The organism is Bordetella holmesii (assembly GCF_020735985.1).
Lineage (GTDB): Bacteria > Pseudomonadota > Gammaproteobacteria > Burkholderiales > Burkholderiaceae_B > Bordetella > Bordetella holmesii.
In genome coordinates, this window is record NZ_CP085973.1 from 1,590,363 (window position 1) to 1,605,269 (window position 14,907).

Consider the following 14,907-nt stretch of genomic DNA (forward strand, 5'->3'; position numbering starts at 1 on the left):
CTCACACCTCCTGCTTTTTGAGTAGCAAGACCGAAACGCCCAGAATGATGGGCACGGCAAGCAGCAGCGGCCAGAAGGCGCTGTAGAGGTCGTGCATATGCAAGGCCTTGCTGAATACGCCGCGTGAGATGGTCAGCATATGCGTGGCCGGATAGATCTGGCCAATCAGGCGGCCGCCACCTTCGAGCGATGAGACCGGGTTGATCAGGCCGGCGAACTGCACGGCAGGCACCATGGTGCCCATCATGGTGAAAAACAGCGCGGCGATCTGGCTGCGCGTGAACGTCGAGGCGAGTAACCCTATGGCCGTGGCGATGACACTGTAGACAAGCGCGGCCAACAGCAGGGTGACGAAACTTCCCGTAATCGGTACGCCGAATACCGTCACGGCCAGCAAGACCATGAGCAGGAAGTTGAGCATGGCCAGCGCGACGTAAGGCGCCTGCTTGCCGAGGAGAAATTCCAGGCGCGAGACCGGCGTGACGTAGAGGTTGATGATGGAGCCCAGCTCTTTTTCGCGCACGACCGAAAGCGCGGTGAGCATGGCGGGCATCATCAGCAACAGCAAAGGGATGACTGCCGGCACCATGGCCGGCAGGCTGCGCACATCCGGGTTATAGCGAAAGCGGGCCTCGGTGCTGACGGCCAGATGGGCTGAAGAGCCGGATTGCTTGCGCGCCTGATCGAGCAACCAGCCTTGATGCATGCCTTGCACATAGCCGCGCACGGTCTCGGCGCGCTGCGGCATCGCCCCGTCTATCCAGACGCCGATCTGCGCGGGCTTGCCGCGCTGCACATCGCGCGCGAAGCCGACGGGAATCTCTATGGCCAGCGCCAGCTTTCCGGCGCGCATGCGTTGGTCCATATCCGAGTAGTCGGTGATCGGCGACTGCTCGATGAAATAGCGCGAGCCGGACAGATTCAATGCGTAGTCATGGCTCAAGCCAGTCTGATCGCGGTCCAGTACGGCATAGCGCAGATCCTCCACGTCCATACTGATGCCGAAACCCATCACGAACATCAGGATCAAGGAGCCCACCAGCGCGAGCGTGGCTCGCACCGGGTCGCGGCGCAGCTCAAGCGCCTCGCGCCACATGTAGCTGGCGGCCCGGCTGAAGTGAAATCCTCGCAGGGTGTGAGCCGGCGCGGGAGGTGGCGATGGCACGGCTGCGGATGCGGTTTCGGGTGGGACTTGTGTGCCGGCCCCGGCTTGCACCAGGTAGTCGATGAACGCCTCTTCGAGCGTGGCTGCTCCACATTGCTCGATGATGGCCTGCGGGGTGTCGCTCACCAACACCTTACCGGCATGCATGAGCGAGATTCTGTCGCAGCGCTGGGCTTCGTTCATGAAGTGGGTGGAAATGAAGATCGTGACCATGTCCTGGCGCGCCAGGTCGATCAACAGGCGCCAGAAGTTTTCGCGCGCGACCGGGTCCACGCCGGAGGTGGGTTCATCGAGGATGAGCAGTTCGGGCTTGTGTACCATGGCCACAGCCAGCGAAAGTCGCTGGCGCACACCCAGCGGCAGGCTGTCCGGAACACTGTCGAGCACGGCGGCGAGGTCGAAGCGTTCGACCATCTCTTTCACGCGGTCGGCGATGGCCGCTTCGGGCACATGAAACAGGCGCGCGTGCAGCACGAGGTTCTGCCTTACGGTGAGCTCGCCATACAAAGAGAATGCTTGTGACATATAACCCACCCGGCGGCGAGTATCGATGTCGCGGGGATCGACTTCATGGCCGAACAACCAGGCTTGGCCTTCGCTGGCCGGCAGCAGTCCCGTCAGCATCTTCATGGTGGTGGACTTGCCGCAACCATTGGAGCCGAGGAACCCGAAAATCTCGCCTTTGCGGATACGGAAATTGACATGGTCGACGGCGACGAAGTCGCCAAAACGCATGGTAAGGTCGCGTGCCTCGATGGCGACGTCGGCGGCCTCGTCGACGGCCAGGGGCTGGATCACCACGGGTTGGTGCCCTTGCTTGCGTTCTTCGGGCAACAGCGCGATGAAGGCTTCTTCAAGCGAGGTGCTGCCCGTAGACGAGAGCAGTTCGGCGGGGGTGCCGGTGGCCAGCACGCGTCCGGCGTCCATGGCGATGAGCCAGTCAAAGCCCTGAGCCTCGTCCATATAGGCGGTGGCCACGATGACGCTCATGCCGGGGCGGTCCTGGCGAATGTCGTTGATGAGGTCCCAGAATTGGGCACGGGCTAGCGGGTCGACCCCCGTGGTAGGTTCGTCCAGGATGAGCAGATCGGGGTCGTGAATGAGGGCGCAGCACAGGCCCAGCTTCTGCTTCATGCCCCCGGAGAGTTTGCCGGCTGGCCGCTGCAAGAAGGATTCCAGGCCGGTGGCCCGGGTGAGGTCGTCGATGCGCCGGCGGCGCTCGGCGGCATCATGGCCGAACAGACGGCCGAAGAATTGCAGGTTTTCTTCGACCGACAGCGTGGGGTAGAGATTTTTTCCCAACCCTTGCGGCATATAGGCAATACGCGGGCAAACCTGTTCGCGATAGCGCGCATTGGCCATGTCTGCGCCCAGCACCGTGACGCTGCCTTGCTGCACGGCGCGCGAGCCGGCGACCAATGCCAGCAGGCTGGATTTGCCAACCCCATCCGGGCCGATCAGGCCCACCATGCGCGCGGCAGGGAAGTCCAGGCTCACGTCATCGAGCGCGGCGGTCTTGCCATAGTGCTGGCTGACGTGCTCAAGCCGGGCGACGGGTTTGTCCATCACGGTACCTTGACTTGCAGATTGGCGGGCCAGCCCGTGTCAGGGTCGAGCTTGATCCAGGCCACGCCGGGCAGGCCGGTCTTGACCTGGGTGAGGTGGCGTTGCAGCAGTTCGGGGCTGATTTGCGCGCGGACGCGAAACATCAGTTTCTGGCGTTCGCTGGCCGTCTCCACCGTCTTGGGCGTGAACTGCGCCGTACTGGCGACATAGCTCACGGAGGCGGGGATGACGAACTGAGGTGCGGCATCGAGTACAAGGCGCACCTCCGTGCCCAGCCCCACTTTGCCGGCGGCCTGCTCGGGCAGGAAGAAGGTCAGATAGACATCGGAGAGGTCGACCAGGTTGAGGACCTTGCCGCCGGCACCCAGCACTTCGCCCGGCTGGGCGACGCGATACTGCACGCGGCCGGCTCGCGGCGCGCGTAATTCGCTGTCGGCGATGTCGGCCTGCACCCGGGCCACCGTGGCTTGGGCGGCGTCGATAGCCGATCCCGCGCCCACCTCCTCGGCCTGGGCCGCCTGGATGGCCGCGTCGGCAGCGGCGACTTGGGCACGTGCTGCCGCCACGGCCGCCTCGGCGCTTCGGACGCGGGCGCGGTCATCATCGAGTTCCTGAATGGAAGAGGCGCCTTCCTTGGACAGAGTCTGGGAGCGGGCAAGACGCCGGCGGGCCGCGTCGAGCTCGCTTTCGCGCTGGACGACGACGGCCTGTGCGGCCTGTTTGTCGCTCCTGCGCAGGGCCACCTGCGCGCGCGCGCTGGCCGCGGCGTTGATGGCTTGCTGATGCTGGGCACGTGCTTCGGCGTGCTGCGCCGTGAGAGTGTCGATCTGCATGCGTGCCAGCGGTTGACCGGCCTGGACGAACGCGCCTTCGTTGACCAGTACATCATCGACGCGGCCGGCCAGTTTGGTTGCGACGTCGATCTCGGTGGCTTCGATGCGGCCGTTTCCACTGACAAAGCCTTCGCCGGGGCCACGGTCGTTGATGTTGCGCCAGCCGTAGTAGCCGAGCAAAGCCACGACAGCAAGGATGGCCAAGGGCAGAGTTTTGCGGGCATTCATCGTTGAAACCTCGTTACGGATGATCGGTGGGGACCGGGGCGGTGACTTGCGCGTGCGTGCCCCCGCCCAACGCCGCGTACAGCGCGACCTGGCTCGACAACAGCGCGCGCTGCGTGCTGGCCCATTGTTGCTGGGCATCCAGCAGATCTCGTTGGGCGTCCAGGACTTCGAGAAAGGGCGAGGCACCGTGGTCGTAGCGCAGGCGGGCCAGGCGGGCACGCTCGCCTTGGGCCTGAACGGTGGCCTGCAGGATCTGCACCTGTTCGGCCAACCAGTAACGTGCCGACAGCGCGTCGGCCACCTCACGAAAAACGGTCTGTATGGTCTTTTCGTACTGGGCGATTGCCTGTTGCTGGCGCGCGTGAGCCAGTTCAAGATTGGATTGCCGACGGCCGGCGTCAAAGATGGGCAAATTCAGGTTGGGCGAAAAACTCCAGGCTGAGCTTGCGCTGCCGAACAGCCCGTGGAGCTGACTGCTTGCCGAGCCGAACGCGCCCGTCAACGAGATCTGGGGAAAGAAGGCCGCCCGTGCCGCACCGATATTGGCGTTGGCGGCCTTTAGCTGATGCTCGGCTGCAACGATATCAGGGCGGTTGGTCAGCAGATCCGAGGGCAGGCCGGCGGGCAGCTCCTGCATCAGCGCCTCATGCGTCAACGCGTCGGGCGCTTCTGCCAGAGTGATGGGTTCACCGACGAGTTCTTGCAGGGCCTGCAGTTGCGCGGCCCGGGTGCGTTCGAGCTCGGCTCCCAACGCCGTGGCCTGCTGCCACAGGGTTTCGACCTGGGTCAGGTCGAGTTTGGAAATCGATCCGACCTCGAAACGGCGGCGGAAAATCCGCAGTGATTCGGCCCGCGTGGCGATGGTCGTCCGGGTCAATGCCAGGCGTTCATCGAGTTCGCGCAGGGTGAGATAGCCGTCAGCCACCTCGCTGATGAGCGAAAGCGTGGCTGCGCGCTGGGCGGCGTCGGTGGCGAGGTACTGTTCCAGCGCGGCATCCTTCAAATTTCGCACCCGGCCCCAGAAGTCCAGCTCCCAGGCCGCCATGCCCAGTCCGACCTGATACTGCGAGCCTGTGACCGAGCGTCCGGTCAGGTTGAGATCACCAGGGGTGCGCTGGCGCGTGCCGTCGGCCGTCACCCCAAGCGTGGGGAACAGGCCGGCGCGTTCGATGCCATAGGCCGCACGCGCCTCTTCGACACGCAGAACGGCCAACCGCAGGTCGCGGTTGTTGTTCAGGGCCTGCGTGATCAAGCCGCGTAGTTGGGGATCGGTATAAAACGATTGCCAATCGACGGCAGCGGCAGGCGCACTAATGGTAAGGGAACCGGATGGCTGCGGGAAGCTTGCTGCCACTGGCAGCGCCGGGCGTTCATAGTCGGGCGCCAGGGAGATGCAGCCAGACAGCAGGATGGCGCTGATGGCAAGGCTGAGCAGGCGGCGGGTCATGATGTCATATCTCCAGCACATAGAGGCCAGGCCCGGTACGCGGCATGCAGAATCTGCGACGCGGCGCGCCCCGTCGGGCCGGCTTGGCTCGATGAGGACTAGCCCCCACCCCTGCCAGCAGACCTGCCACCGAAGACCAGGGTGCGGTGTCCCGCGCGGTATGGCCTTGCGTTGCGGTGATGTACGTGCTCATTGCCTGCCACCTTCAGTGTCGCGGCGCCGATGGGCGCCCGCTTTGATAGGGGATACGTTCTGTGGCGTAACGGACGGGCTTGGTCCGCCTGACTATTGTCGGCCGGCGAGGAGTCGCAGGCCTTGACGCAGATCAAGGTAATGACCGACCGGTCGGTATGTAATGCTCGGGAAAATTAACCCTAGTTTCAATCAGCGATGACGAATCCACAACCCGACCCCATCTCCAAGGGACGGCGGCGACTGCCCGCCGAGCTGCGTGTCAGCCAGATACTAGATGCCGCGCTGGCGGAGTTTTCGGCGCGCGGGTATGCCGCGACACGCATGGACGACATTGCGCGGCGGGCACAATTGTCCAAGGGCGGGCTCTACGTCCATTTCACGAGTAAGGAGGAGGTACTTTCCGCTTTGCTGGACCATTGGCTCAAGCCAGTTGCGATCGATCCGAAGATCATGCTCGATGGGGTCGGCACGTCGCGGGAGTTGGCGGAACGTTTGGTGCAGCACATTCACGCCGCGCTGGAGCAGCCTGCCCTGATGACCACCTTCCGGCTGTTGATGGCCGAGGGAGCCCGTTTGCCCGACTTGATCGAACGGTGGGGCCGCGACAGCCGCGCTCAACAAGAGGCGTTGGCCGACCTGCTCGAGCAGGCTGCCGAGCGTGGCCTGTGCCGCCCCGGCGTTGCCGCGCATTCCTGGTTGCTGCTTTCGCCCGCCGTCCACGCCCTGGTGGCCGGCATGGTGTCGGGGCGAGACGAGATTGCCCAGGATCGCCAGTGGCGTGAGGGGCACGTGCAAATGCTGTGCGCCTTGATGGCGCGACCCGCTTAGACGCGCAGCCCAAGGCGAGCCAGCATGCGGGGGCCGACCTGGCGGCGGCTGGCGGCGTAATCGGCCCATGGATGGGGGTGCGTCTCGATCCATTCCAGGGCGTTGCGCACATTGAAGCAGTTGGTGCGCAGATCGCGGGCCGGATCCAGCACGTCCCAGGGCAAGGGCATGGCGACCGGGCCGCCTGGGCGGCCGCGTACCGAGAAGGCGGCCACCGCCGTCGCTGCCTTGCCATTGCGCAGGTAGTCCACGAAGATGCGCCCGCCGCGCTTGGCCTTGGCCATGTTGGCGACGAAGCGATCCGGCAGCACACTTTCCAGCCGGTCAGCCAGCCCATGCGCCAGCGCCTTGACTTCTTGCCAGCCGGCCACGGGCTTGAGCGGCGCGACCAGATGCAGGCCCTTGCCGCCGGTGGACTTCAGAAACGGCACCAGCCCGACCTCCTGCATGAGGCCGCGAACCAATTGCGCGGCCTCCACAATGGTGGGCCAGTCGACGCCGTCGCCAGGGTCCAGGTCCAGGATGAGGCGATCCGGGGTCTCGGTCTTGGGCGCGCGCGAATTCCAGGTATGAAGCTCGATCACCCCCCATTGCACCAGCGCGATAAGGCCTTCGAGCTGGAGCTGGCAGGCCTGCAGCCAGGCGTGTGCGGCTTGCGCCGCGTCGGCGATGTCCAGCCGCTGGGTCAGCCGCAGCGGGCTGGGGGCACGTTCGAGCAGGACGCTCAGCCAATGCTGGCGCTGCGACAACGGTATGCCGCGCAGGTCCCTGCCTTCCCAATAGGGCAGGTCAAAGACCACGTAGCGCAGGCATGAAGCATCGCCATCCAACGCCTTCTGCAGCAGTTGGAAGTCGGCAATGCCCTGCTCGTTGAAGACCACCACCTCGCCGTCCAACCAACCTTGGCCCAGCTTCAAGGCGCGGATCGTCGTGGCCAGCGGCTGCATCCGTGCGGTCCAGTCCAGGCCATTGCGGCTGATGAAGCGGACGTTGCCATCACGCAATTCGCACAGCATGCGGTAACCGTCGTACTTCACTTCGTAGCGCCAGTCTTCGCCGACAGGCGGCTGATCGGCAAGGGTTGCCAGGGGCGGTTTCAATTGCCGAGGCATGGAGGCCGCCTTGCCGGGCAGCGTACGAGCGGCTGGTTTGGGCGGCACATCCTGGACTTTGCGCAGCAGCCATTGCTCGTCCCGTGTGCGAATGAGCGCCCAGTCACCCTGCAGACGGCGCCCTTGCAGCCGGAAATGCAAATGCCCGCGCTGCAGTGCCTGAGCGGGATTGCCTTGCATGGACCAATGGCCGCGGTCCCAGATGTCGACGTGACCCGCGCCATACTGGCCGGCAGGGATATCGCCGAAGAAATCGGCGTAATCAAGCGGGTGGTCCTCTACCTTGACTGCCAGGCGCTTGACTTGCGGGTCCATACTAGGCTCTTTAGGGACGGCCCAGCTGACCAACACGCTACCGATTTGAAGCCGAAAATCGTAGTGCAGACGCCGCGCGGCGTGTTTGTGTACGACAAAAATCGTCTGGCCTGCGGCGCGTCCCGCCCCTCGGGGTTCGGGGCTGGCGGTGAAGTCACGCTTGGCACGATACGCCTGCAGCTTTGGGTTGCCCACGTCAGGCAACCTTGCGCCGCGTCGACCTGGTAGCGGTCTTGCGTGCGGTGGCCTTTTTCACGGTTTTGGCAGCGGCGGTTTTGCTGGCGGTCTTCTTTGCCGCCTTCTTCGGCGTTTTGCGGGGCGCCGTGGTGGCCTTGGTGGCCGTCTTGCGTGCAGCAGCAGGGGTGCGCTTTCCCTGATCTATGCTTTGTTTGAGCATGGCCATCAGGTCCAGCACCTTGGCCGAACGTGGCGGGGCGGCGGGTTCGTCGGCCTGACTCAGGCTGTGCGTCTTTCCGGCTTTGACCTTGGACTCGATCACGGCCAGCAGATCCTCGCGATAAGCATCGCGATACTGTTCGGGGTCCCATTGCAGGCTCATATCATCGATCAAGCGCAGCGCCATGTCCGTCTCCCGGGCCGCGGCGCGCTTGGAGGGCAGCTCCATGTCTGGCGCGTCGCGAATTTCATCGGCGTAGCGCATCGTCACCATCATCAGGGCGTCGCCCTGTGGCAGCAGTGCCGCCAGATGCTGTCGGGTGTGCAGCACCACCTGCGCCAGTGCCAGGCGACCGCTCTTGAGCAGCGCGTCGCGCAGCAGTACATAGCCCGGCCCGCCACGCTTGTCGGGCTCCAAATAATAGGACGTATCGTAGAAGTAAAGCGGGACCTCGGCGGCTCTCACGAAGCCCAGAATGGATATGGTCTGTGTCGCCACGTCGTCGGCGCGCCGGAAGTCGTCATCGCTCAGATATACGTAATCGCCTTTTTCGTACTCATAGCCGCGCACGATATGCTCGGCGGTGATGACTTTGCCTGTGCGCTTATTGATGCGTTGATAGCCGACGGGGGCATCGTCGCGTTTGTCTATCCAGTCAAAATCCAGTCGCGCGGAACGAATGGCCGCGTGTACGGCCACGGGGATATGTACTAAGCCAAAGCTGATCGCACCTTTCCAGAGGGTTCTGGCCATGTCGGACTCCTTAGCGCCTGCCTGGGTCCACCATACGCGGCCAGTGGCCACCCGTCCAGAATCCTGGTGTGAGCGCGCTCAGCGATGCGCTGAGCAGAGCGATTCCGGGTTAAAAGAGAGAGTCAGCGTACTGTCAGCGGGCCGGCGCCAAGAAATACGGCCATTGCCAATCCGGCAGGCCAGCGTCATGCTGGCATTGCGTTGAGCGGTTCTGAATGGCCGGCGCCCGTCGGGGGCGCCCACAAACAGGAGCAGTCATGAATACCCGTGCCGACAACCCGGTGGCGTTTGGCCGCCCTCCCGCCGATATCGATGCCCGTGGGGCGGATCGACAGGCAGATGCTGTAGCGGCACCCGACAACCCGGCAGTGCAAGTGAGCATCAACGCCAAGGTGTTACCTCCGACCAGTCTGGTCGATGTCCCTAATTTTCCGCCGAAAATTCCGCGCGACGACAATGAAGCCCTGTCCGACCGTCTACCCGCGATGGACGAGCAGACCGAGTCCAACTGGGCCGACGGCAGCGAGCCTCAGCCCCGGGCCAAGAACGCGCGCTCCTCGCTGTTTTGAAGCGCGCCTGACCGCAGCTTGCGCAACCCCGCAGGCTGTGGTGGGGCCGGCCGGTCTCGATGGCGTAACATGAAACGGACGATCGTCACCGGAGGCTTTATGTATCCGCATCTCTGCCATACCCCGCTCAAACCGGCGCCCCAGGATCCCGGCCCGGAGCCGGGCGATATTCCGGTCGATCCGGACAGCGACCAGCCGGAGCTGGACAGGCCGTTTGCCGCGTGAGCGCAGGGTGCTGGTATGATGCTGCTGTATATTCATACAGCTATTTGTTCCATCGATGTTGCCTGCGCATCGCTACTACTACCTGCACAACTTTCAACGCGAGCTGGACTGGGTCGCTGCGCGCTACGACGATATGCTGGACGCGGCCGAGCGGGATTTTCTTTGCCGTTTTGGCGCGTTGCCGCAGGGCTCGCAGGCCCTGCTCGTGCGTTTGCTCACGCGCAAGGGCGATGTCTTTCGTTCGGACAAGCTTGTCTACGATGAAATCGGCGATATCACGGCCGCTGCCTCTCCGCTGCTGGAGCTGGGTTGGTTAGCCGCCAATCCCGATCTCTCGGTCGAGGATCTTGGCCGCCTGTACACCAAGACAGAGCTTGCACCGCTGGCAGACCACAAACCAGGCGTGCGCAAGGACATCCTGCTTGAGGCGTTGCAGCCGCATGCACCGCGGCCGCATCGCGATTGGTGGCCGCACGCGCAAGAGTCCGTATGGCAGGTTCGGGTCGGGGAGGTCTGTGAGCGATTTCGCCTGCTGTTCTTTGGCAATTTGCGCCAGCAATGGGACGAGCTGGTTCTGACCGATCTGGGCATCTACCAGTATGAGTCGGTACCTTTCTCGCTCGAGTCACGGGCCTTTCAGCATCGCATCGACCTAGCGGATTATCTGCGCCTGGAGAGGTGGCGCGAACAACTGGACCAAAGTGGGCCCGATCCGGACCTGCGCCAAGCCGTCTGCGCGGCCACGAGCGCCAATCCCTGGCTGATGGCGCGGCGTGCCAAGTTACTCATGCGTTTTGGGCAGGCCAGCGAGCGGTTGCGCGATTGGCCGCAAGCCGGGGCCGCTTACGCCGCCTGCCACTACCGCGGGGCCCGGCACCGCCTGATGCGGGTGCTGGAGCAGCAAGGCCAGTACGCCCAGGCCCATGCGCTAGCCATGGCGGCCATGGCCGAGCCCGAGGACGAGGGTGAGAGCCAGCGTGTGGCGCGCATGTTGCCGCGCTTGCGGCGACAGTTGGGTCTGGCCGCGCCGCCCAAGGTGGCCGAGCCGGCGCTGTTGCAAGAATCCCTCTGCCTGGCCGCGCCGGCATCCGGCACGTCGGTTGAGGGGGCCGTGCGCGATCATTACGCCAGCCTTGGCGCGACGGTGCACCACGTCGAAAGCAGCCTCATCAACGGCCTGTTCGGGCTGTTGTGCTGGGAGGCCATCTTCGCGCCTCTGCCTGGCGCGTTTTTTCACCCCTATCAGCGCGGTCCGGCGGACTTGTCAGCACCCGATTTCGTCGCTCGGCGCGCCCGCCTGTTTCAAACGTGCCTGGGGTATCTGGACGATGGCAGCTATGTGGGGCGGATTCGGCAGCGGTATGCGGACAGGCAGGGCGTGCAGTCGCCTTTCGTGCAGTGGGGTTTGTTGACGCCTTCATTGCTGGATCAGGCGCTCGACGGAGTGCCGGCGGCCGATCTGCGCCGATTGTTCGAGCGTCTGCTGGCCGATCCGGGCGCCTACCGTAGCGGCTTGCCAGATCTGATCTGCTTCTGGCCCGGGCAGGGTCGCTACGAACTGGTCGAGGTCAAGGGGTCGGACGATCGCCTGCAAGACAACCAGACAGCCTGGCTGCACTACTGCGCGCGGCACGGTATTGCAACACGCGTTTGCTATGTGAACTGGAAATGAAGCTCACCGTGGCCGTGCGCACCCTGTGCGAGTTCAGCGCCCGCGTCGGCGACCTGGACCTGCGCTTTACGCCAGCGCCCAGCGCCCAGGAGGGGATGGCCGGGTATACCGCCATCGCCGAGCGGCGTGCGGACACCTACGAAAGCGAGGTCTTCCTGTCTGGCGAGCATGGCGCCCTGACGGTGCGGGGCCGGGCCGACGGTTTTGACGCCAGCCTGGGGCGTCTTGAAGAGATCAAGACGTACCGGGGAGAACTGTCCGCCATGGGGGCGAATCAGCGTGCGCTGCATTGGGCTCAGGCGCACATCTATGGCCATTTGATGTGCCAGGCACGAAACTTGGCCGGCCTGAGCCTTGCGCTTATCTACGTGGATGTGCAGACGCTGGACGAGACGGCGTTGACCGAATGGCAGGACGCCCCAGCGTTGGCCGACTATTTTGGCCAGGCCTGCGAGCGCTATCTCTTATGGGCGCAGCGTCAGGCGCAGCACCGGTTTGCCCGCGACGCCGCACTGGATGCGATGCGGTTTCCGCATGGGGACTTCCGCCCTGGGCAACGCGAATTGGCCGTTGCCGTGTTCAGGGCCGCCCGCGATGGCCGCGCTTTGCTCGCCCAGGCCCCCACCGGGATAGGCAAGACGCTCGGCGTGCTGTTTCCCGCGCTCAAGGCGTGCGCGGCGCAAGGCCTGGATAAAGTGTTCTTTCTTACCGCGAAAAGCTCGGGTCGCGGGCTCGCAGTGAGTGCACTGGATCAATTGCCGCCGGGGTTGCGCACCGTTGAACTCTTGGCGCGCGATAAAGCCTGCGTGCATCCGGATAGGCACTGCCATGGCGAATCCTGCCCGCTGGCGCGGGGGTTTTATGACCGCCTGCCGGCCGCGCGTGACGCGCTTGAGGCCGGCGGCGATTACTCGCAGCCTGTGCTGGCGCGCACGGCCCGTGAGCATGAGCTCTGCCCGTATTTTCTCAACCAGGAGATGGCGCGCTGGGCCGACGTCGTGATCGGTGACTACAATTATTATTACGACGCCAATGGCCAGCTTTATCAGCTGTCGCAGGCCTGCCAGTGGCGGGTGGTGGTTCTGGTGGACGAAGCCCACAACCTGGTCGAGCGCGCCCGTGCGATGTATAGCGCTAGCCTTCGTTTGAGCGGGCTGATGGCCGCGCGCCGCGCCCCAAGCCCTGCGTGCGCCTCTGGATGGATTGAAGCGCTCCTGGCGGTCGCTGACACGAAAAAGCGATGCCGAGTATGAGGTTCATGACGAGGTGCCTGCCGGGGTGCTGGCCGCGTTGCAGAAACTGGTACAGGCGGTCGGAGACCATCAGGCGCAAACGGCCCAGGCGCTGCCGGCAGACGACGCGCTTCTGGCGTTTTATTTTGAGGCGCTGCGCTTTACCCGGTTGGCCGAGCAATTCGGCGACCACAGCCTGATCGACCTGCAGCGGCACGGTGAAGACGCTGAGCTGGGTTTGCGCAACGTGGTGCCGGCCAATTTTCTGGCAGCTCGCCATGCGGGTGCCCATTGCACGGTGATGTTTTCGGGCACGATAGGGCCGCAGCGTTTCTATCGCGACATGCTGGGGCTGCCCGCGGCCACGTCCTGGCTGGAGGTGGCCGGCCCTTTCCGCGCCGAGCAACTGGCGGTGACCGTGGCCGGCCACGTGTCCACACGGTTTCGCGACAGGCCGCGGTCGGTCGAACCCATCGGCGCCATCATCGCCCGGCAATATGCCGAGCAGCCGGGTAATTATCTGGCCTTTCTGAGCAGTTTCGACTATGCCCGGCAGGTCGAGGAGTGGCTGGCGCGGCACCACCCCGGTTTGCCCGTCTGGCGCCAGACTCCCGGCATGGGCGAAGGCGAGCGCGAGGCTTTTCTGGCGCGCTTTGTCGAGGGCGGGCAGGGCGTGGGTTTTGCTGTACTTGGAGGGGCGTTCTCAGAGGGGGTGGATCTGCCGGGTGAGCGCCTGGTCGGCGCCTTTATCGCAACCTTGGGGCTGCCCCAGCTCAACCCCCTGAACGAGGCCATGAAGCAGGTCATGGAGCGGCGGTTCGGCGCCGAGCACGCCTATGACTACACCTATCTTTATCCGGGCCTGCGCAAAGTGGTTCAGGCCGCTGGCCGGGTGATTCGCGGTGAGGACGACCAGGGCAGCGTGCACCTGATTGATGACCGCTACCGTTGGCCGCGGGTTCGCGCGCTCCTGCCGCAATGGTGGGCCTTGACCTGAGCGCGGATCTGCGGCGTTGTCGTGTACGCTCTGTACCGTCCCGTCATTCCGGTTAAAGGGAGAATCCCGCCTTGCCCGAGTCGCTTTCCACCACTGAAATGCGCCGCAGCCAGTTGGCCCGCATGAAGCGCTGGGCGCTGGTGCTGCTGCTGATGATGGTCGCCGGTTTTGTGACCAGTCACCTCATGGGCGGCCAAGGTGTCTGGGCGTGGGTGCGCGCATTTTGCGAGGCCGCCACAGTGGGGGCCCTGGCAGACTGGTTTGCGGTTGTGGCTCTCTTTCGCCGCCCTTTGGGGCTGCCCATCCCGCACACGGCCATCATTCCCAACAGCAAAGACCGCATCGGCGAGAACCTCGCTGTCTTCGTGCGCGATCACTTCCTTGATCCCGACAGCCTGCTCGAGCGTCTGCGGGTTTTCGACCCGACCGCGCGGCTGGCGCGCTGGCTTTCCCGGCCGGCGCAGACCAAAGCGCTGGCGCAGGGTGCGCGTCAAATGGCTTTGCAGATGGTGGAGTTGCTCGACGAGCAGGCCGTGCGGCGGGCCATCCGCAGTTTTGTCGAGGACACGGTACGCCGCTGGGATGCCGCGCAGACGGCAGGAGAGGTCCTGACCCTGCTCACACGCGATGGCCGTCACCAGGAACTGCTCGATGCGGCGCTGCAACGGCTGGCGGCTTATCTGTCGCAAGAAAAGGTCAAGGAGCGGGCCTCGGGCCTGTTGGTCCGATTTGCGCGCAAGGAATGGCCACGCATCATCGCGACGGTGGACCTGGTGGCTTCGGTCGACACTATGGCTGATAACCTCGCCGACCGCCTGGCCCGCGCGCTGATGGACGAATTGCGCGACGTACTCGCGCAGCCCGATCATCCCGTGCGCAAGGATTACGAACACTGGATCGCGGATTACATCGAACGACTGCGAGAGGATCCGCAAGTCGCGCAGCAAGTCCAGATGCTGAAGGAAAAACTGCTGGCCGAGCCGCGTGTGCAGACGTACGTGCAGGCACTCTGGGACGATATCCATGGCGCCTTGCGGCGCGACCTGGCGCGTGATGATTCAGCGCTGACGCGCCACCTGGAGGGCGCGCTGGGCGGATTGGCGGCCAGGTTGCGCAAGGATGACAAGGTGCGTGCAGCGCTTAACGCTCATATCATGGGGGCCGCCAACCGGTTGACCGGACGCCTGCGCGCCGGCGTGACCGAGCATATTGCACGCACCGTAAAAAATTGGGACGAGCGGCATCTGGTGGACGAGCTCGAACTGAATGTCGGGCGCGATCTTCAGTATGTAAGGTTCAACGGGACGCTGGTGGGCGGACTGATCGGTCTGGCATTGCACGCTGTGGTGTTGATGCTGCAACGCTAGGCCGGC

General features: G+C 64.4%; 10 protein-coding genes and 1 pseudogene. 6 read left to right on the forward strand and 5 right to left on the reverse strand.

What is annotated here, in order from left to right:
* Position 1: 1 nt before the first annotated feature.
* Genes rbbA through LK440_RS07600 form a run of 3 tightly spaced genes read right to left on the reverse strand, consistent with a single transcriptional unit; the run spans position 2 to position 5,239 of the window.
* Positions 2–2,731 (reverse strand): ribosome-associated ATPase/putative transporter RbbA, encoded by a 2,730-nt coding sequence (rbbA, locus tag LK440_RS07590; RefSeq protein WP_005013781.1) that lies wholly within the window; start codon positions 2,729–2,731, stop codon positions 2–4.
* Complete coding sequence (locus tag LK440_RS07595; RefSeq protein WP_005013780.1) at positions 2,731–3,792, reverse strand: HlyD family secretion protein; 1,062 nt, start codon at positions 3,790–3,792, stop codon at positions 2,731–2,733. Before LK440_RS07595 ends, rbbA begins: the two co-directional genes overlap by 1 nt.
* Before the next feature lie 13 nt (positions 3,793–3,805).
* On the reverse strand, positions 3,806–5,239 hold the full coding sequence (locus tag LK440_RS07600; protein ID WP_005013777.1) for an efflux transporter outer membrane subunit: 1,434 nt from the start codon (positions 5,237–5,239) through the stop codon (positions 3,806–3,808).
* Positions 5,240–5,629: 390 nt separating this feature from the next.
* Here LK440_RS07600 and LK440_RS07605 point away from each other — a divergent pair, with 390 nt between their 5' ends.
* The gene (locus tag LK440_RS07605; RefSeq protein ID WP_005013776.1) at positions 5,630–6,262 is read left to right on the forward strand and encodes a TetR/AcrR family transcriptional regulator; all 633 of its coding nucleotides are present in this window, start codon (positions 5,630–5,632) and stop codon (positions 6,260–6,262) included.
* On the opposite strand, the gene ligD is transcribed toward LK440_RS07605, so the two are convergent.
* On the reverse strand, positions 6,259–7,884 hold the full coding sequence (gene ligD, locus LK440_RS07610) for a non-homologous end-joining DNA ligase LigD (RefSeq protein WP_005013772.1): 1,626 nt from the start codon (positions 7,882–7,884) through the stop codon (positions 6,259–6,261). The two genes, LK440_RS07605 and ligD, sit on opposite strands and share 4 nt — an antisense overlap.
* A 1-nt stretch (position 7,885) precedes the next feature.
* Positions 7,886–8,839 (reverse strand): non-homologous end joining protein Ku, encoded by a 954-nt coding sequence (gene ku, locus LK440_RS07615; protein ID WP_005013770.1) that lies wholly within the window; start codon positions 8,837–8,839, stop codon positions 7,886–7,888.
* Between the two features lie 257 nt (positions 8,840–9,096).
* Between ku and LK440_RS07620 the strand changes: the two genes are divergently transcribed.
* From LK440_RS07620 to LK440_RS07640, 5 genes and pseudogenes are all read left to right on the forward strand, one after another.
* The gene (locus tag LK440_RS07620; RefSeq protein WP_005013769.1) at positions 9,097–9,408 is read left to right on the forward strand and encodes a hypothetical protein; all 312 of its coding nucleotides are present in this window, start codon (positions 9,097–9,099) and stop codon (positions 9,406–9,408) included.
* A 69-nt stretch (positions 9,409–9,477) separates the two neighbouring features.
* Positions 9,478–9,633, forward strand: a complete 156-nt coding sequence (locus LK440_RS07625) for a hypothetical protein (RefSeq protein WP_017685797.1) — start codon at positions 9,478–9,480, stop codon at positions 9,631–9,633.
* Between the two features lie 55 nt (positions 9,634–9,688).
* Positions 9,689–11,305 (forward strand): VRR-NUC domain-containing protein, encoded by a 1,617-nt coding sequence (locus tag LK440_RS07630; RefSeq protein WP_005013768.1) that lies wholly within the window; start codon positions 9,689–9,691, stop codon positions 11,303–11,305.
* Positions 11,302–13,534: pseudogene (locus LK440_RS07635) on the forward strand (ATP-dependent DNA helicase). Before LK440_RS07630 ends, LK440_RS07635 begins: the two are co-directional and overlap by 4 nt.
* 98 nt (positions 13,535–13,632) lie before the next feature.
* The gene (locus tag LK440_RS07640) at positions 13,633–14,901 is read left to right on the forward strand and encodes a DUF445 domain-containing protein (RefSeq protein ID WP_017685798.1); all 1,269 of its coding nucleotides are present in this window, start codon (positions 13,633–13,635) and stop codon (positions 14,899–14,901) included.
* Positions 14,902–14,907 lie beyond the last annotated feature (6 nt).